Origin of the sequence: Kitasatospora sp. NBC_01539 (assembly GCF_045040525.1) — a bacterium.
In the GTDB taxonomy this organism is placed as follows: domain Bacteria; phylum Actinomycetota; class Actinomycetes; order Streptomycetales; family Streptomycetaceae; genus Kitasatospora.
The window spans coordinates 5,356,161-5,373,528 of the sequence record NZ_CP109390.1 but is presented as its reverse complement, the minus strand read 5'-3'; the positions used below and the strand labels follow the sequence as shown (position 1 = coordinate 5,373,528).

The 17,368-nt window shown below is 75.3% G+C and carries 12 protein-coding genes; 6 read left to right on the top strand and 6 right to left on the bottom strand.

Translation table 11 applies throughout. The features are described 5' to 3' along the window. Positions 1-14 precede the first annotated feature (14 nt). The 3 genes from OG335_RS23320 to OG335_RS23310 form a co-directional block, all read right to left on the bottom strand. A complete protein-coding gene (locus tag OG335_RS23320; protein WP_405013069.1) occupies positions 15-1,688 on the bottom strand; it encodes a DUF5719 family protein in 1,674 nt (557 codons plus the stop codon). Positions 1,689-1,694: 6 nt separating this feature from the next. Beyond that, on the bottom strand, positions 1,695-5,609 hold the full coding sequence (locus OG335_RS23315) for a glycosyltransferase (RefSeq protein WP_405015494.1): 3,915 nt from the start codon (positions 5,607-5,609) through the stop codon (positions 1,695-1,697). A 281-nt stretch (positions 5,610-5,890) separates the two neighbouring features. Beyond that, a complete protein-coding gene (locus OG335_RS23310; RefSeq protein WP_405013068.1) occupies positions 5,891-6,166 on the bottom strand; it encodes a WhiB family transcriptional regulator in 276 nt (91 codons plus the stop codon). A gap of 692 nt (positions 6,167-6,858) precedes the next feature. Between OG335_RS23310 and OG335_RS23305 the strand changes: the two genes are divergently transcribed. From OG335_RS23305 to OG335_RS23295, 3 genes are read left to right on the top strand one after another with little or no spacing between them, the layout of a single operon-like run. Next, a complete protein-coding gene (locus OG335_RS23305; protein ID WP_405013067.1) occupies positions 6,859-7,461 on the top strand; it encodes a cysteine dioxygenase in 603 nt (200 codons plus the stop codon). A gap of 28 nt (positions 7,462-7,489) precedes the next feature. Then, entirely contained in the window at positions 7,490-8,449 is a 960-nt protein-coding gene (cofD, locus tag OG335_RS23300) for a 2-phospho-L-lactate transferase (protein ID WP_405013066.1), read from the top strand. Next, positions 8,446-9,738, top strand: a complete 1,293-nt coding sequence (locus tag OG335_RS23295) for a coenzyme F420-0:L-glutamate ligase (RefSeq protein ID WP_405013065.1) — start codon at positions 8,446-8,448, stop codon at positions 9,736-9,738. The genes cofD and OG335_RS23295 overlap by 4 nt, the downstream gene beginning before the upstream one ends. 12 nt (positions 9,739-9,750) lie before the next feature. On the opposite strand, the gene OG335_RS23290 is transcribed toward OG335_RS23295, so the two are convergent. Together OG335_RS23290 and OG335_RS23285 are read right to left on the bottom strand one after the other, a co-directional pair. Next, on the bottom strand, positions 9,751-10,659 hold the full coding sequence (locus tag OG335_RS23290) for a DNA-3-methyladenine glycosylase family protein (protein ID WP_405013064.1): 909 nt from the start codon (positions 10,657-10,659) through the stop codon (positions 9,751-9,753). Between the two features lie 196 nt (positions 10,660-10,855). Next, a complete protein-coding gene (locus OG335_RS23285; protein WP_405013063.1) occupies positions 10,856-11,971 on the bottom strand; it encodes a peptidoglycan recognition protein in 1,116 nt (371 codons plus the stop codon). 102 nt (positions 11,972-12,073) lie between these two features. On the opposite strand from OG335_RS23285, the gene OG335_RS23280 reads away from it, so the two are divergent. The 3 genes from OG335_RS23280 (at position 12,074) to OG335_RS23270 (ending at position 16,593) form a co-directional block, all read left to right on the top strand. Continuing rightward, positions 12,074-12,865, top strand: coding sequence for a TIGR03089 family protein (locus OG335_RS23280; protein ID WP_405013062.1), 792 nt, complete (start codon positions 12,074-12,076; stop codon positions 12,863-12,865). A 192-nt stretch (positions 12,866-13,057) separates the two neighbouring features. Next, positions 13,058-14,794 (top strand): LCP family protein, encoded by a 1,737-nt coding sequence (locus OG335_RS23275; protein ID WP_405013061.1) that lies wholly within the window; start codon positions 13,058-13,060, stop codon positions 14,792-14,794. A gap of 230 nt (positions 14,795-15,024) precedes the next feature. After that, on the top strand, positions 15,025-16,593 hold the full coding sequence (locus OG335_RS23270; RefSeq protein ID WP_405013060.1) for an LCP family protein: 1,569 nt from the start codon (positions 15,025-15,027) through the stop codon (positions 16,591-16,593). A 21-nt stretch (positions 16,594-16,614) separates the two neighbouring features. On the opposite strand, the gene OG335_RS23265 is transcribed toward OG335_RS23270, so the two are convergent. Beyond that, positions 16,615-17,274: an acyltransferase gene (locus tag OG335_RS23265; RefSeq protein WP_405013059.1), complete on the bottom strand. Its 660-nt coding sequence runs from the start codon at positions 17,272-17,274 to the stop codon at positions 16,615-16,617. Positions 17,275-17,368 lie beyond the last annotated feature (94 nt).

Sequence of the window (17,368 nt, the reverse complement as noted above, 5' to 3'; positions counted from 1 at the left end):
ACCCGCCGGGCGGCTCAGCGGAGCAGCACGCCCGGGTCGTTCTGCGCGTGAGGCACCGTCACGGTGCTGCGGTCGTTGCGGAACGCCTGCACGGTGAACATCGGCACGTCCTTCTGCGGCAGGGAGAGCATCCGCGCCGCGACCACCGGGCCGCCGGAGACCGTCTCCGCGGTGATCCCGTACACGCCGTTCAGGCCGGACGGCTCCAGGCCCTGCACGGCGACCGTGGTGCCCGCCGGGACGTCGACCTCCTTGGTCGCCGGGGTGCCGCCGCCGCTGCCCGCGGAGGCCGTGAGCCTGACCTTGGCCGCGGCGTCGGTCGCGGTGAGGAGGACGGTGGTCGCCCCGCCGCCGCGGTTGTCCGCGAGGACGGCCCGCTTGCCGATCGGGCCGGCGGCGCTGATCCAGGCGGCGTCGCTCTTGCCGTTGGCGCTGCGGTCGACCCGGGCGCCGGCGACGACCGGTGTCGGGTGCTGCGGGTCGGTCGGGCTGAGCCGGATCGCGCCCACCTCGCCCTTGGTGATCTCCTCGAACGGCAGCGCGGCGACCATGCCCGCCTTGACGTGGATCGTCTCCTTGCCCGCCGGGGTGAACCAGCCGTTCTTGCCGGAGACCTGGACCTTCAGGTCGGCGTCGTCGTCGGCCGGGGCGGCGACGACGAGCCGGCCGCTCTTGACGTCGCCCGGCAGTCCGGGAATCACCTGGACGGCGGCGGGGGCGGCCGAGGCCGCGATCCAGTCGCCGCCCTTGCCGGCCTCGGCGACGTTGAGCTGAGCGCCGACCCGGCCGCTGCGGACGACCACGTGCACGGCGAGGTCCGCCGTCTCCGTCGGGAGCAGGCTCTTCAGGCTGACCGCCTGGGAGGTGCCGGGCGCCAGGTTGATGCCCGCACCGGACTCCGTCTCGATCGCGCCCTTCTCGCCGACGAGCCGGATGTCGACGGTGGCGGGGGCGGAGTCGCCGTTGACCAGGCCGACGTAGTCGGAGCGGCCCGGCCCGGTGCTCGCACCGGCGAACCAGAAGTCGGTGCCGGAGGGCGCGCAGTCGAGGCCGTACAGGCCGATCCGGGAGGGATCGGTGATCGTCGTGGTCTGCGAGACGCTGAAGCCGGGCGCGTACGCGCCGGTGCCGACAGCGGAGCTGCCGGGGGCCTCCTGGGGGGCGGCCTGGCCGGTCACCGGCACGCCGGGCTTGGCGAGGCTCAGCCGGGCGTCGGCCGGAGCCCCCGCGGACGGCGCCGCGGAGGCCGACGCCGGGGCGGACGTCTTCGCGGACGCGCTCGGAGAGCTGCTCGGGGACGGGCTCGCGGAGCCGCCCGCGGGCGGCGAGGCGGCAGGGGCCGCGGGCGGGACGACGTCGGAGACGGACCCGCTGCCGCCCGTCGCCGTGCCGCTCGCGCCGGCCGGGCTGAAGACGGTGAGCGCGGTGCTCCCGAGCAGGCCCTGGACGGGCGCCGGGCAGAGCAGCGAGGTCCGCTCGACCTGCGCGCTGGTGACGCCCTTCGGGCTGTCGGTGGCCGACGGGTCGGCGGGCGGCCGCAGCTCCGCGATGCCGAAGACGACGCCGAGCACGGCCGCCGCCGCCAGCAGGGACTGTCCGGTGCGGCTGCCGCCGGGCAGTCCGCCGAGTCCGGGCCGCTTGATCGCGGGCGCCTTGATGGTGGGCGCCTTGATGGTGGGCTTCTTCATCGCGGGTCAGTTCCCCGTTCCGTGGTGGTGCGGGTGCCCGCCGTTGTCGTAGCCGTCGTGGTGCGCCGCGTTCGGGTCGTGGTACGGGTCGCCCGGCTGCGGGGCGGGTGCCCATCCCTGCTGCTCCGGCGGGTATCCCTGGCCCTGGTAGGGCTGCTGGTCGTAGCCGTAGGGCGCGTACGGGTCGGTGTACTGCGTGCCGTCGTAGGCGGGCTGGGGCTGCTCGTAGCCCTGCTGCTGGTCGTACCCCTGCTGCTGCTCGTAGCCGCCCTGGTACGGCTGCTGCTCGTACCCCTGCTGCTGCTCGTAGCCGCCCTGGTAGGGCTGCTGCTCGTAGCCGGGGGCGGGCTGCTCCTGGGCCGGCTGCTGCTCCCAGCCGTACGTGTCCTGGTAGCCGCTCTGGTAGGGGTCGGCCTGGTACGGGTCGGCGTAGGTCTCGGCCTGGTCCGGGTTGCCGTCCGGGGCGTCGCCCTGGTGCGGGATGCCCGCGTAGACGCCGGCGTCGGCCTCCGTGCCGTCTCCCTCGCCGCGCTCGGCCATGCGGCGGGCGCGGCGGCTGCCGGGCAGGGGCGCCTCGGCGGCCGCGGCGAGCGCCTGGGCGGCGACGACGTCCTCGGGGAGGTCGTCGTCCTTGTGGCTGCGGCGCCCGGGCAGGGCGAGGACGAGGACGACGAGGCCGAGCAGCAGCTGGGCGGTGATCCAGCCGGTGTGGGCGACGCTGCCCGAGCGGGTCACGACGAGCTTGCCGCCGTCGGCGGGCAGCGTGAAGGCCTGGGCCCAGTCGCCGTCCGGGGTGGTCGGCTCCAGGGCGGTGCCGTCCAGGGTGGCCTGCCACTCGGGGCCGGCCTGCTCGGCGAGGCGCAGCACCCGGCCGGCGGGACCGGCGGGGATCCGGGTGACGATGTCGTGGGCGCCGGAGGGCACCGGGACGTCGGCCCCGCCCTTGGGCGAGGTGATGACGGCGCGGGTGGCCTCGGCACCGGTGACCTGCCAGATGGCGATGCCCTTGCCCTGGCTGAGGCGGGTGATGCCGGGCGTGGTGTCGAGGACGTCGCGGACCTTGGCGATCAGCGGGTCCCTGACCTCGACGTACGCGATGCCGTAGCGGGCGAGGGCGTGCGCCTGGTCGCCGCCGGAGCCGGAGAGCAGGCGGCCGGTGACGCCGGTGAGGTCCTGGTCGGCGGCGGCGTCGACGGTGGCCTCGGCCTGGCCGAGGGTCAGGCCGGAGTCGCGGACGAGGGCGTAGCCGACGGCGCTGCCGTCGGCCCGGCCGGAGAGCACGAGGGTGCGGGAGCGGTCGGTGGTGCCGGCCTGCTCCGCGATGAAGGCGGGCAGCATGGCTTCGCGGCTGCGCTGCAGCGGGCCGTCGGCCCCGGCGACGGCCCACCAGAGCGCGTTGCCCAGCGGGGCGAGGACGGCGGTGGCGAGGACCAGTGCGGCGACGGGTTGGCGCCAGCCGAAGGCGATGCCGGAGACGCGGGCGTTGGCGCCGTCGGCGCCGATCGCGGCGGCCGCGAGGAGTGCGACGCCGGTCAGCAGGGTGGCCGGGCCGGCCCAGGCGGCGACGGCGGGACCGCCGGAGGCGGGGGTGACGGCGGTGCCGGCGACGACGACGGCGAAGAGCAGTCCGGCTCCGGCCGCGCCCCACGCCGCGAGGACGGCGCGGCGGCGGTCGGCGCGCAGCAGGGCGGCGAGGGCCGCCAGGACGATGCCGACGGAGAGCCAGATCGGCGGGGTGCCGGCGCCGCCGGGGTTGGCCAGCAGCAGGCCGGCCGGGGTGGCGGCGTGTCCGCTGAAGCCGGGTACGCCGGCCTCCAGCAGGAGGCGCGACGGGTGGGCGAGCACCTGGAGCGACCACGGGGCGAGCACGAGCACGGGCACGCCGAGCACGACCAGCACGCGCAGGCCCAGCAGGCGCAGCGCGGCCGGGCCGGAGCCGAAGGCGCCGCCGCGGAGCACCGCGTGGACGAGGGCGGCGAGGCTGAGCGGCAGGGCGATGGCCCAGGTGAGCGGGACGAACGCGGTGGAGAGCGTCAGCATGAAGGCGGCCATCCACACCGGCCGCCAGCCGGGGCGGGCGCCCTTGGCGGCGCTCTCGCTGCGGATGCCGAGGCCGGCCGAGATGGCCGCGGCGCGGGCCAGCGGCGGCAGCAGCACGGCGAGGACGGCGGTGCCGATGCGGCCCTGGGCGATCGCGCCGGTCGCGGCGGGCAGCAGCGCGTACGTGGCGCTGGCCCAGGCCCGGACGATCTTGGACTCGATCAGCGGGCGGGAGACCAGGTAGGCGCTGACCGCGGCGAGCGGCACCGCCAGGACGACGATCAGGCTGAGCGCGAGGTTGGCGTTGCCGAACGCCGCGCCGGAGAGGACGGCGAGGACGGCGAGGTACGGCGGGGTGGCGGCGGTGGAGCCGGTGCCGACGGGCTGCCAGGGGTCCGCGTAGGCGTTCCACAGGCCGGCCACGCCGTCGGTGGCGGGCAGCAGGGCGCCACCGAAGAGGTCGCCGGTGCCGAGCAGGCTGCGGCAGGCGGCGAGGGCGAAGATCAGGAGGGCGGTGAAGAGCAGCGGCGCGGGGCGCCGGGCGAGCTTCTTCAGCAGCACGAACTGCTCGACGACGAGGTCGTCCGCGTCGTCGTCGCCGGGCCCCGACTCGACGGTGCCGTGGCGTCCGGCTCCGGCGTCGTCGGCGCCGCCGATGCCGAGCGAGGAGATCGCCGTCTCGACGGCGAGCCGGGCGGTGGCGCCGGGGGCGGGGAAGAGCGTGCGGTCGTCGAGCGCCTCGGCGGAGCGGGTGCGCTTGCGGCGTGACCGGGCGGCGAGCAGCCGGGGCAGGCGGATGAGCTCGTGGTTGAGGCCGGCGAGTTCGTCGTACGCCTGGCGGGGGTCCTTGCCGACGAGGTTGGCGACGACCCGCAGCAGGGTGCCGAGGACGAGCCTCAGCAGCACGTACGGGAAGAGCGGGCCGCGGCTGTTGGCGAGCAGGGTGTAGACGGCGCCGGCCTTGTCGAGCCGGTGCGGGTGGGCGGCGCCGCAGTCGATGGAACGGCGTTCGCGGCTGGCGGCCTCGGCGTGGCGGAGCACGGCGTCGGGGGCGACGACGACGCGGTGGCCGGCGGCGTTGACCCGCCAGCAGAAGTCGGTGTCGTCCCGCATGAGCGGGAGCGCCTTGTCGAAGCCGCCGAGCTCCTCGAAGACGTCGCGGCGCACGAGCATGCCGGCGGTGGAGACGGCGAGCACCGGGCGGACCTGGTCGTGCTGGCCCTGGTCCTGCTCGCGGCGGTCGAGGCCGGTCCAGCGGCGGCCGGAGCGGGCGATGGTGACGCCGACCTCCAGGAGCTGCCGGCGGTCGTACCAGCTGCGCAGCTTGGGGCCGACGACGGCGGCGCTGGGGGTGGAGTCGGCGACCTGGAGGAGCCGGCGGAGGGCGTCGGTCTGGGGTTCGCAGTCGTCGTGGAGGAGCCACAGCCATTCGACGGGCCGGCTCTCGCGCGGGCCGGAGCGGCCGAGGTCGTCGTCCTGGCGGCCGAGGGGGTCGCCGAAGTCGTCCCAGCCTCCGGTGACGGGGTCGTAGCCGGAGGGGTCGAGGCTGTAGGGGAGGTCCTCGGGCCGCAGCGGGGGGCTGTTGAAGACGGCCTGGGCGACGGCGTTGCCGAAGCCGGAGCGGCGGCCGAGCACGAGGGGGCCGCTCTCGGGCAGCCAGTCGCCGAGGGTGTCCTGGAGGAGCTGCGGGGAGTCGTCCGTGGAGCCGGTGTCGACGGCGAGGACGCGCTGCACGGGCCGGTCCTGGCCGAGCAGTCCGGCCAGCGCCTGGGGCAGCCAGCGCGCGCCGTCGTGCGAGACGATGACGGCGGTGACCAGGTGGCGCGGGTAGGCGGGTGGCCGGGCAGCGGAGAAGCCGCTCTGGTGGCTGTAGACAGTCATCGAGTTCGCGGGCCCCATGGTCTTGTCGGCGGACGCAGCCGGTGGACGACGGCGGGTGGTGCGCGGTGCCGTCCGGTGGAGGCCGAGGTCACCGGGGCTGCCGGTGGGGACGGGGCGGGCGGCGGTGCGCGGGCGCCGGATGACGAGCACCCGGATGGCGCACCACACTAACGGCTCTGCCGAGCGGCGGCGGAGGCGGTCCTGGGGGAAGGGCGGGTGCGGGGACGCGAAAGCGCCCCACCGTTCGGTGGGGCGCCCGGCACAGCTGGGATCTGGGCCCGTCAGACCGCGCTCTTCTTGAGACGGCGGCGCTCGCGCTCGGACAGGCCGCCCCAGATGCCGAAGCGCTCGTCGTTGGCGAGGGCGTACTCCAGGCACTCGGAGCGGACCTCACAGGCGAGGCAGACCTTCTTGGCCTCCCGGGTCGAGCCGCCCTTCTCGGGGAAGAAGGACTCGGGGTCGGTCTGGGCACAGAGTGCGCGCTCCTGCCAGCCGAGTTCCTCCTCTTCGTCCTCTTCGATGCCGTCACCGATCAAAAGCTCAAAGAGCTCGCTCATCTGACGCGCCTCCTCTGCCCCTCTTGGCGTCCCCGTGGTGTTGCCGTTGCCTGAGCGGCGGAACGACACGAGTGAAATTACAGTTGCGCCACTCTGGCCCAGTCAAGCCGAGCTCTGGTATTGGGTCGAGGATTCACTCCCCGGAACCAAGCCGCCACCAAAAGTGCACATATCCCGACAACCCGGACATTCGACCGGAGTGGGCGCAACCATCCGAAGGATCCCGGGAACCCGACACGCGGCCGGCGCCGGCCGACCGCTCGGACGACCCCCCGATCGACTCCTCGATCACGGGGACGCCTGGGGCGGCGGTCCGGTTGCCCGGGTACCGGGCTGCCTTCCCGGCGATCTTCGCATCGAAACCTAGAGGTGGATTTATCACTCCATCCGGTGGTTCATGCCTGATGCGACCCGAATGTCCGGGAGATCGGGTTGACACCCCCGCACCTCGTGAGGTCTCCTAGCTCCCATGTCAGAGTTCGCCCCCCGCCGCGACGGCCGCCAGGCCGTGGTCACGCGCGCCGCGAGCTCGCTCTGTTGTCGCCTCTGTTCCCGCTGTATCTAGGCGCCCGCGTCCCACGAGCGCCGGCCACAGCCCGAACATCGAGGCCGCCCGCGCGAACCACGTCCCCGAATCTCCGCGGATCGGCTGCATCCCGACCGACCCGGACGATCCGAGGACTCCCGTGCGAATGCCCCGCATCCGTCAGCGCAACCGCGACCGCGGCAAGAACCGCCTCCGCGCCACCCCCGCCGTGCAGATCGCGGCCCCCCGCCACCCGTGGGCCGACGGCCTGAGCGACGTCTCCATCGCCGGCGACCCGCTGGCCTTCCCGCACCTCGCCCGCACCGACCTGCCGCCCCACCCCACCACCATCGCCGGTTACGCCCGGCTCGTCCGGGAGATCGCCGCCGACCGCGCCCGCTGGGAACCCCTCGTCGCGTACGACGCGCTCACCCGCTGGTACGAGCGGCTGGAGACCGGCCCGGGCTACGAGGTGTGGCTGCTCAGCTGGCTGCCCGGGCAGGGCAGCGGCTTCCACGACCACGGCGCGTCCTCCGGCGTGATGACCGTCGTGCAGGGCGAGCTCACCGAGCGCTCCCTCACGCACGACGGCGAGGGCAACAGGGCGCTGCGGCCGGGCGGGCAGCGGGTGTTCTCCTCCGGCTACCTGCACGAGGTGGTCAACGCCTCGCTGGAGCCGGCCGTCTCGATCCACCTGTACTCCCCCGGCCTGACCGAGATGAACCAGTACGACGCGGCCGTGCCGGAGCGGCAGCCCGAGCCGCGGTGAGCACCCGGCGGACTGGCAGGATGACCCCATGCGCATCGTGGCACTGGCTGGCGGAATCGGTGGGGCGCGCTTCCTGCGCGGACTGAAGGAGGCCGTCGCCCCCGGCGACGAGATCACCGTCATCGGCAACACCGGTGACGACATCCACCTCTTCGGACTCAAGGTCTGCCCCGACCTCGACACCGTGATGTACACCCTCGGCGGGGGCATCCACGAGGAGCAGGGCTGGGGCAGGGCCGACGAGACGTGGTCCGTCAAGGAGGAGATGAAGGCGTACGGCGTCGGGCCCGAGTGGTTCGGGCTCGGCGACCGCGACTTCGCCACGCACATCGTCCGCACCCAGATGCTCGCCGCCGGCTACCCGCTGAGCGCGGTCACCGAGGCGCTGTGCGACCGCTGGCAGCCGGGCGTGCGGCTGATCCCGATGAGCGACGACCGGGTCGAGACGCACGTGCGGATCACCGACGGGCAGGGCACCCGCGCCGTGCACTTCCAGGAGTACTGGGTGCGGCTGCACGCCGAGGTCGAGGCCGAGGCGATCGTCGCGGTCGGGGCGGACACCGCGAAGCCCGCGCCCGGCGTGCTGGAGGCGATCGCCGCGGCCGACGTCGTCCTGCTGCCGCCGTCCAACCCGGTGGTGTCGATCGGCACCATCCTCGGCGTGCCCGGCATCCGGCACGCGCTCGTCTCCGCCGCGGCGCCGGTGGTCGGCCTCTCGCCGATCATCGGCGGCGCGCCGGTGCGCGGCATGGCCGACAAGGTGCTCACCGCGATCGGTGTCGAGGCCGGGGCGGAGGCCGTCGCCCGGCACTACGGCGCCGACCTGCTCGACGGCTGGCTGGTCGACACCGCCGACGGGGCGGCCGTCGCCGGGGTGGAGGCGGCCGGCATCCGCTGCCGGGCGCTGCCGCTGCTGATGACGGACGTGCCGGCGACCACCGCGATGGCCCGCGCCGCGCTGGAGCTCGCCGCCGAGGTGCGCGCGTGAGCCTGCAGGTCGTGCCGGTCACCGGCCTGCCCGAGGTGCCGCCCGGCGCCGACCTCGCCGCGCTCATCGCCGAGCACGGCGACTTCGAGGACGGCGACATCCTGCTCGTCACCTCGAAGATCGTCAGCAAGGCCGAGGGACGGCTGCTGCACGCCGCCGACCGGGAGGCCGCGATCGACGCCGAGACCGTCCGCGTCGTCGCCCGCCGCGGCCCGGCCCGGATCGTCGAGAACCGCAACGGCCTCGTGATGGCCGCCGCCGGGGTCGACGCGTCCAACACCCCGCCCGGCACCGTGCTGCTGCTGCCCGAGGACCCGGACGCCTCCGCGCGCAGCCTGCGCAAGCGCCTCCAGGAGCTCACCGGCCGCCGGCTCGCCGTGATCGTCACCGACACCTTCGGCCGTCCGTGGCGCACCGGCCTCACCGACGTCGCGATCGGCGCAGCGGGCCTGTCCGTCCTGGAGGACCACCGCGGCCGCACCGACGGCCACGGCAACCCGCTGCAGCTCACGGTCACCGCCACCGCCGACGAGCTCGCCGCCGCGGGCGACCTGGTGAAGGGCAAGTCCACCGGCACGCCGGTCGCCGTCGTCCGCGGGCTCGCCGGGCTCGTCACCGCCGAGGACGGCGACGGCGCCCGGGAGCTCGTCCGCCCCGCCGCCGACGACATGTTCCGGCTCGGCACCTCCGAGGCGCTGCGGCAGGCGGTGACGCTGCGGCGCACCGTGCGCGCCTTCACCGCCGAGCCCGTCGACCCGGGCGCGGTCCGCCGTGCGGTCGCCGCCGCCGTGACGGCGCCGGCCCCGCACCACACCACGCCCTGGCGGTTCGTCCTGCTGGAGAGCGCCGGGGCGCGCACCCGCCTGCTCGACGCGATGCTCGACGCCTGGCGCCGCGACCTGCGCGAGCTCGACGGCTGGGACGACGCGAAGGTCGCCCGCCGCACCGCCCGCGGCGACGTGCTGCGCAACGCCCCGTACCTGGTGGTGCCCTGCCTGGTCATGGACGGCTCGCACGCCTACCCGGACGCCCGCCGGGCGGCCGCCGAACGCGAGATGTTCACCGTGGCGATCGGTGCCGCCGTGCAGAACCTGCTGGTCGCCCTCACCGGTGAGGGCTACGGCTCCGCGTGGGTGTCGTCGACGATGTTCTGCCGCGACACCGTCCGCGCCGTGCTCGACCTCCCGGAGGGCTGGGACCCGATGGGCGCCGTCGCCGTCGGCCGGCCCGCCGAGGCGCCGAAGGAGCGTCCGGACCGCACCGCCGACCCGTTCCTGACGGTGCGCTGAGCCCGGCGAGCCCTACCGGCCCCGGTGGTCCTCGGGGCTCAGCCGGGGCCCGTAGCGCGGCGCACGGGCACCGGTGAGGCCGATCAGCCGGCAGAGCCGGTGGCGCTGCGGCCGGTACGGCTCCAGCAGCTCCAGCATCTGCGCGTCGTCGCTGCGCGGCCGCCCGGCCAGGGCCCAGCCGACCAGGTTCGGCAGGTGGAGGTCGCCGACCGACACCGCGTCGGGGTCGCCGGCCGCACGCTGCAGGGTCTCCGCCGCCGTCCACGGGCCGACGCCGGGCACCGCCGTCAGCCGGGCGAAGGCCTCCGCGTGACCGAGGGCCCCGGCCTCCTCCATCCGAGGGGCGAGCCGGGCCGCCCGCACCACCGTCGCCGACCGCTTCGGGTCGACCCCGGCGCGGTGCCACTCCCAGCTCGGGATCGTCGCCCAGTCGCGTGCGGACGGCGCCGCCCGGAGCCCCTGCTGCGGGCCGGGTGCCGGGGTGCCGAAGTCACGCAGCAGCGTCCGCCATGCGCGGTACGCCTCCAGGGTGGTGACCTTCTGCTCCAGGATCGCGGGCACCAGCGACTCCATCACCAGCCCCGTCCTGGCCAGCCGCACCCCGGGGTGGCCGCGCTGCGCGTCCCGCAGCGGGCCGGGCGGCACCACCAGGGCGGCGGGGTCGTCCTCGGCGCCGAGCAGCCGCGGCAGGGCCTCCAGCAGCCAGTCGGCGCCCGCTCCCCAGGCCCGGGCCTCGATCTCGCCGGCGTGCGCGGCGATGCGGAGCGTGCCGACGCCGCCGGGGGTGCGGGAGGCACGCCAGTACGCGCCGTCGGCGTCGGCGCGGAAGGACGGGTCGGCGGGGCCGCGGCGCAGCGGGAAGAGGGTGCGGCCGAGGTCGACCGGAAATCCGGGGCGCCATCGCCGTACCGTGCCCGGCATCGCCCGTCACTCCCTCGTGTGCGGCCGTCCCGTCCGGGTGGCCTGTCGTCCGCGAGGAACGATACGCGCGTCGGGCCGGGCGGCGGCGACGCCCGGGGGCGGACGGCGGACGGCCGGACCTGCCGCGGGTGGGCGGCGGGTCCGGCCGGGGTCGGGGGGTCGGCGGGATCGCTCCCGGGTGCGGGGCCGGCGGGGTTCACCGGCCCTGGAGGTGGGCGGCCCAGGAGCGGATGTCGCCGAGCCGGTCGTAGAGGGCTTCGCCGGGGCACTCGGTGTTGAAGGCGTCCCGGTGGCCGGAGATCGACTTGAACTGCACCGAGGTGCCCTTCTTGTACTTGCTCCCGTCGGAGGCCGAGACGAGGGTGGCGGTGCCCTGGGCGTCCTTGCCGGTGAGGCCGAGCTTCCACGCGGCGATCTGCGAGACGCCGTCCACCTGTGCCTGCGGCGCCTGTGCGGAGACGTACGTGCCGAGGGCGGCGACGCCGGCGGAGTTGGTGTTGAAGCCCAGGGTGTGGGCGCCGAGCACCGGTTCGGCGACGCCGCCCGCGCGGCCCTCGTAGATGGTGCCGCAGCGGTCGACCAGGAAGTTGTAGCCGATGTCCCGCCAGCCGAGGCTCTTGACGTGGTACTGGTAGATCGACCTGATCATCTTGGGGGCGTCGGTGCAGGCGTAGTCGTTGGTCGTGTCGGTGTGGTGGACGAAGACCGCCCGGACGTCGCCGGTGTAGCCGAAGCCGCTCTCGCGGATCGACTCGTCGGCGCCCCAGCCCGCGCGGGTGACGATGCCCGGTCGCGGCGCGGCACCGCCCGCGCGCAGGCCGGGTTCGGCCGGCCTCGGCTCGGGTGCAGCCACCGGATCGGCGCCGGGGTCGACGAGTTCGGCCCGCAGCCCGGCCGGGAAGGGCCGGGTGCCCGCGGTGACCCGGACGGCGACGCCGTCGCTCGGCCCGACCCACAGCGGCGCGGTCGCGCCGCGGCCGGTGACTTCGTCCGGGCGGTCGTCCCGGTCGGCCTCCAGGTCGTACCAGGCGCCCCATCGGCCCGTCAGGGCGCTGCGGGTGCGGACCTGCACGCCGCCGTCGAGGGCTTCGGCCGGGTCGTCCCAGCTGACGCCGACGAGGGCGAAGGAGGCCGTGGTGCGCGGGCCGATGTCGCGCAGGGTGTCGGGCCCGCGGAGCGATGACTCCAGCGGGACGGTGGTGACGCCGCCGGTGCCGGGGTCCGCGTGGGCGGGCACGGCGGCCAGGGTCGTCAGCAGCAGGGTGGTCGTGGTGGCGGCCGCCGCGAGGGCGGCCCGTCGTTCAAGGCGCATAAATCGGATATTGACGGCAAATAACCTGAGCCGCCACGTCGCCCGCCCGACCCGGACGCCCCTGCCGGACGAGGACACCGAGGCCGTAGGCTGGACCGCACCATGACTGCGCCTTTCGCTGCCGACGCCCGCATCCCCGCCGAGCTGCTGCACGCCTACCTGCGCTCCGGGGCCCCCGATGCCGACCCCTCGCGTCCGCTGGTCACCTTCTACGACGACTCGACCGGCGAGAGAGTCGAGCTGTCCGCGAAGACCTTCGACAACTGGGTCGCGAAGACCGCCAACCTCCTTCAGGACGAGCTCAACGCAGGCCCGGACGACCGGGCCGTGCTGCTGCTCCCGGCCCACTGGCAGAGCGCGGTGTGGCTGCTCGCCTGCTGGTCCGTCGGGGTGACCGCCCTGCCCGGCGGCGACCCCGCCGACGCCGACCTCGTGGTCAGCGGACCGGACGGACTGGAGGCCGCGGCGGCCTGTTCCGGCGAACGGGTGGCGCTGGCCCTCCGTCCGCTCGGCGGCCGCTTCCCCCAGCGCCCCGACGGCTTCCTCGACTACGCCGCCGAGGTGCCCGGCCAGGGTGACCGCTTCGCGCCGTACTCCCCGCCGAACCCGGAGGCGCCGGCGCTGGAGACCGAGATCGACGGGCTGCCGCTGAAACTGACCGGCGAACAGACCGTGCAGCTCGCCCGGGAGGGCGCGGCGCGCCTCGGCATCGGGGTCGGCGACCGGGTGATGTCCACGCTGGCGTACGACGACTGGGCCGGGCTGGAGGCCGGGCTGCTGGCGCCGCTCGCCGCCGGCGCGTCGGTCGTGCTCTGCCGGAACTCCGGCACCCTGACGGCGGATCAGTGGGAGAAGCGGATCGAGGCCGAACGGGTGACCCTGCGGCTCGGCTGAGCCGTACGGACCACCGTCCCGCCCGCACCACCCCCGACGCCCCCCGCCCTCGAACGGAACGCCCGCGTACGGACCGTCCTTCCGGGACCTCCGAACACGTGGGCGTTCCGCGTGTTCCGAGGGTTCATCACCCCGGGGAGAAATCACCGCATGCGGGCCGAAACGGACGCGCGCTCGTCTAGGGTGTCCGAGGTGAACAGCGGAAACCGTCGTCCGGGCGACGCTCCGGGCGCCTCCCCCCGCGCGGTCGGCCCGACCGGGCCCGGGCCCGACGACCGCACCCCCGCCCGGGCCCCCGCCCAAGCACTCGTCCAGGCCCCCGTCCCGGACCTCGCGGCGGGCGGCCGCGGACGGAGAGCCACCCCCGCCGCGGACGGCCGGGCCGCCCGGCGGCGCGACCGCAGATCGGCCGAGCGCGGCCGCAGGGCCCTGCGCTGGACGGCGGTCTCCGCCGCGCTGGCCCTGGTCGCGGGCTGCGGCGGCGCCTACTTCGCCTACCGGCACTTCAACGGGAACATCGCCTCCGTCGACGTCCACGTCGGCGTGGAGGCCGAACGGCCGCGGGCGATCGAGGGCGCGCTCAACATCCTGGTGATCGGCACCGACAGCCGGGTGGGCCTCGGCCGCCGGTACGGCGACGAGGGCGGCACCGGGCACGCGGACACCACGCTGCTGTTCCACGTCGCGAAGGACCGCAGCAACGCCACCGTGATCAGCATCCCCCGGGACCTCATGGTGCAGATCCCGGAGTGCCGCACCGGCAGCCTCCGGATCCCCGGGGAGCGGCGGGCCATGTTCAACGCCAGTCTCGGCGAGGACGGCCGCGACCCCGGCTGCACCTGGACGACCGTGGAGAAGCTGACGGGCATCCACATCGACCACTTCATGATGGTGAACTTCGAGGCCGTCAAGTCGCTCTCGACCGCCGTCGGCGGCGTCGAGGTCTGCGCGGCGAAGAACATCGACGACCCGGACTCCCACCTGAGGATGACGAAGGGTCGGCACACCGTGCAGGGCGAGGAGGCGCTCGCGTTCGTCCGCACCCGGCACGCGGTCGGGCTGGGCGGCGACCTCACCCGGATCCCGCTGCAGCAGCAGTTCCTCTCCTCGATGATCCGGAAGATCAAGAGCAGCGACACGCTGACCAGCCCCACCAAGCTCTTCCAGCTCGCGGACGCCGCCACCAAGGCACTCACCGTCGACTCCGGCATCGACGACGTCCGCCGGCTCAAGGACCTCGCGGTCGAGCTCAGCCGGGTCGACACCGGGACCATCACCTTCACCACCGTGCCCGTCATGGACGACCTGCGGGACCGCGACCGGCTCGCGCTGCGCCAGCCCGACGCCGCCCAGCTCTTCGCCCTGATCGCGGCCGACCGGTCGATCGGGGCGCCGGCCGCGCCGCCCGTCCCCACCGCCGGCGGCACGGCAGCCACCGCGGCGGGCCGCTCGACCGCCGCCCCCGTCAGCCGTTCGTCCGTCAGGCCGCCGGTGCCGGTGCTGCTCGACCCGTCCGGGGTCGAGGTGACGGTGCGCAACGGCAGCGGTGTCGGCCGGCAGGCCGGCCAGGCCACCGCCGACCTCCGGGCGAAGGGCTTCACCCAGGCCACCGTGGGCGGCAACACCACGACCGCGGCGTCGAGTTCGATCGGCTACCCGGCCGGGCGGGCCGGGGAGGCCGCCGCCCTGGCCGCCGCCCTCGGGCTGCCCGCCGGCTCCGTACGGCAGAGCGCCTCGCTCGACACCGGGGACGCCCTGGTGGTCGTCCTCGGCCGGGACTACACGGCAGCACCCTCCCCCGGCACCGCCGGCGGCGGCTCCTCCGGTGCCTCGGCGGCCGGCACGCCCTCACCGGTGCCGGTGCCGACCGCCCCGCCGAAGAACCTCCAGCGGGTGCAGGCGGACGACGAGGACGTGTGTGCGCGGTAGTCGGCCGGAACGGGACGGTGTCGGCCCCGTCACGATCGTTTCTGTAACCTTTCGCCCGCCCGCTGCGTCTTGTGTGTAGACCGACCGGCCGCAGGACGCCCCGGCCCAGGCCCGTCCCGGGGGTGATCCCCGGGACGATCCGGCCGCGCGGCCGCCGGCCGGTCCGGGACCACCCCTGCCGGCCGACCGGCGCAGGGACACGACGAGCGGCGGGGAGCAGCATGACGAGCGTGGAGCCGATACCCGGCGGCAGGGCTGCCGTCCGCCGGGCCCGGCAGGGCGGGAACGGATCGCGGCGCAGGCAGCGGGCCCGCCGCTGGCTGCGCGTCACGGCCATCACCACGGGCGCCACCCTGGTCGCCGGGTGCGGCGCGGGCTACCTCTACTACCAGCACCTCAACGGCAACATCAGGTCCGGCACCAAGAACCTGACGGACGAGCAGGGCGCCCGGACGGCCCCGAACGCCAAGGGGCAGACCCCGCTCAACATCCTGATGATCGGCACCGACAGCCGCGGCACCAGCGAGAACGTCGCCCTCGGCGGCTCCGCCGACGAGGCGTCCCGCCCCGGCCTGGCCGACGTCCAGATGCTGCTGCACGTCTCCGCGGACCGCAGCAACGCCTCGATGATCAGCATCCCGCGCGACACCATGGTCGACATCCCGGCCTGCCGCGACGAGAAGGGCACGAAGTACCCCGCGGTGAAGCACACCGCCATCAACGAGGCGCTGGCCCGCGGCGGCCCCGGCTGCGTCGTGGGCACCTGGATCAGCCTGACCGGACTCGACATCGACCACTACATGGTCGTCGACTTCGGCGGCGTCGTCCGGATGGCCGACGCCGTCGGCGGCGTGCCCGTCTGCGTGGACCGCAACATGTACGACCGCTACCGGCCCGGCCACGGCGGCACCGGCCTCAAGCTGCCCAAGGGCACCACCCGGGTCACGGGCGAGAACGCCCTCAAGTGGCTGCGCACCCGCGACGCCTGGGGCTCCGACCTCGGCCGCACCAAGGCCCAGCACATGTACCTCAGCTCGATGATCCGCGAGCTCAAGTCCGGTGGGCGGCTCACCGACCCCGGACAGCTGATGACGCTCGCCGAGGCGGCGACGAAGTCGCTCACGGTCGACAAGCCGCTCGCGGACCTGAAGGCGATCTACGACCTCGGCACCGACCTGCGCGGCGTGCCCACCGAGCGCACCACCACGCTCACCGTGCCGGTGATCGCCGATCCGGCCAACCCGACGGCGAAGCTGCTGCTCAAGCAGACCGAGGTCAAGCAGATCTGGCGGATGCTGCTCGCCGACACCCCTCTCGACGGCAAGGGCGCGGCGGCCGGGCAGGCCTCCGCCGCCCCGTCGCCGTCGCCGTCCCCGGTGGCGTCCGACGGCGGCACCGCTCCCGCGAGGAGCACGATCGCGGTCAGCGTGCAGAACTCCTCCGGCACCGAGGGCCGGGCCTCGGAGGTGCGGAGCGCCCTGACCGCGGCCGGGTTCGCGAAGGCCTCCCTGACCGGCAACGGCACGGCCCGCGACACCACCCGGCTCGCCTACGGCGCCGGGCACCGGGCCGAGGCGCAGGCCGTGGCGGCCGCGCTGAACCTGCCCGCCGACGCCCTGGTGGAGTCGGGCACGTCCCGGACGCTGAGCCTGTCGATCGGCAGGGACTGGACCGCCGGTACGGCGTTCACCCCGGCCGCCGCGCCCACCGCACTGCCGAAGTCGGTGGACGCGGAGACCTCGGACGACGACGAGAGCTGCATGGAGGTCGTGCCGCAGGGCGGCCTCTACACCTACTGAGAGCCCGTCAGGCCCCGTCCGTCACGGCCCGTCCGCCGGGCCCGGTTCGGCGGACGGGGCGAGCAGGCCGCCGCTCTCGACGTACTCCTCGCCGGTCCGCGGGCAGCGCCAGCGGTCGCCGCCGGCCGGCTCCAGCGGTTCGCCGGCCCGGCCGACCCACTTGATCCGGCGGGCGGGCACGCCGGCGACCAGGGCGAAGTCCGGGACGTCGCGGTGGACGACCGCCCCGGCGGCGACCAGCGCCCAGCGGCCCACCGTCACCCCGGCGACGAGCACCGCGCGGCCGCCGATCGAGCAGCCCTGCCGGAGCGTCACCCCGCGGGCGTGCCAGTCGTCCCCGCGCTTGAGCCGGCCCTCCGGGTCGACCGCGCGCGGGTACAGGTCGTTGGTGAGCACGGCCGCCGGGCCGACGAACACGCCGTCCTCGACCACCGCGGGCTCGTAGACGAGCGCGTGGTTCTGCAGCTTGACCCGGTCGCCCAGACGGACGCCCGGACCGACGTACGCGCCGCGGCCGATGATGCACTCGGCGCCGATCTCGGCGTGCTCACGCACCTGCGCCAGGTGCCAGACGGTGCTGCCGGGGCCGATCACGGCCCGCTCGTCGACGTCGGCGGTCGGCTCGATCCGGACGTCCGCCGGGCGCGGCCGCGACACGTCGGCCCCCTCAGGAATCCCCATGGCGCGACGATAGTGCCCGGGTGCCCGCGGAGGGGGCCGTTCGGCGCGGGCGGGCCGGGCCTTCCCGGCCCGCGGCGCCCTCGGCTCGGGCCCT

What these genes read in the sequence shown, in the direction of transcription:
- OG335_RS23320 (WP_405013069.1), bottom strand. Translation starts at nt 1,688, where the DNA reads ATGAAGAAGCCCACCATCAAGGCGCCCACCATCAAGGCGCCCGCGATC.
- OG335_RS23315 (WP_405015494.1), bottom strand. Translation starts at nt 5,609, where the DNA reads ATGACTGTCTACAGCCACCAGAGCGGCTTCTCCGCTGCCCGGCCACCC.
- OG335_RS23310 (WP_405013068.1), bottom strand. Translation starts at nt 6,166, where the DNA reads ATGAGCGAGCTCTTTGAGCTTTTGATCGGTGACGGCATCGAAGAGGAC.
- OG335_RS23305 (WP_405013067.1), top strand. Translation starts at nt 6,859, where the DNA reads ATGCCCCGCATCCGTCAGCGCAACCGCGACCGCGGCAAGAACCGCCTC.
- cofD (WP_405013066.1), top strand. Translation starts at nt 7,490, where the DNA reads ATGCGCATCGTGGCACTGGCTGGCGGAATCGGTGGGGCGCGCTTCCTG.
- OG335_RS23290 (WP_405013064.1), bottom strand. Translation starts at nt 10,659, where the DNA reads ATGCCGGGCACGGTACGGCGATGGCGCCCCGGATTTCCGGTCGACCTC.
- OG335_RS23285 (WP_405013063.1), bottom strand. Translation starts at nt 11,971, where the DNA reads ATGCGCCTTGAACGACGGGCCGCCCTCGCGGCGGCCGCCACCACGACC.
- OG335_RS23280 (WP_405013062.1), top strand. Translation starts at nt 12,074, where the DNA reads ATGACTGCGCCTTTCGCTGCCGACGCCCGCATCCCCGCCGAGCTGCTG.
- OG335_RS23265 (WP_405013059.1), bottom strand. Translation starts at nt 17,274, where the DNA reads ATGGGGATTCCTGAGGGGGCCGACGTGTCGCGGCCGCGCCCGGCGGAC.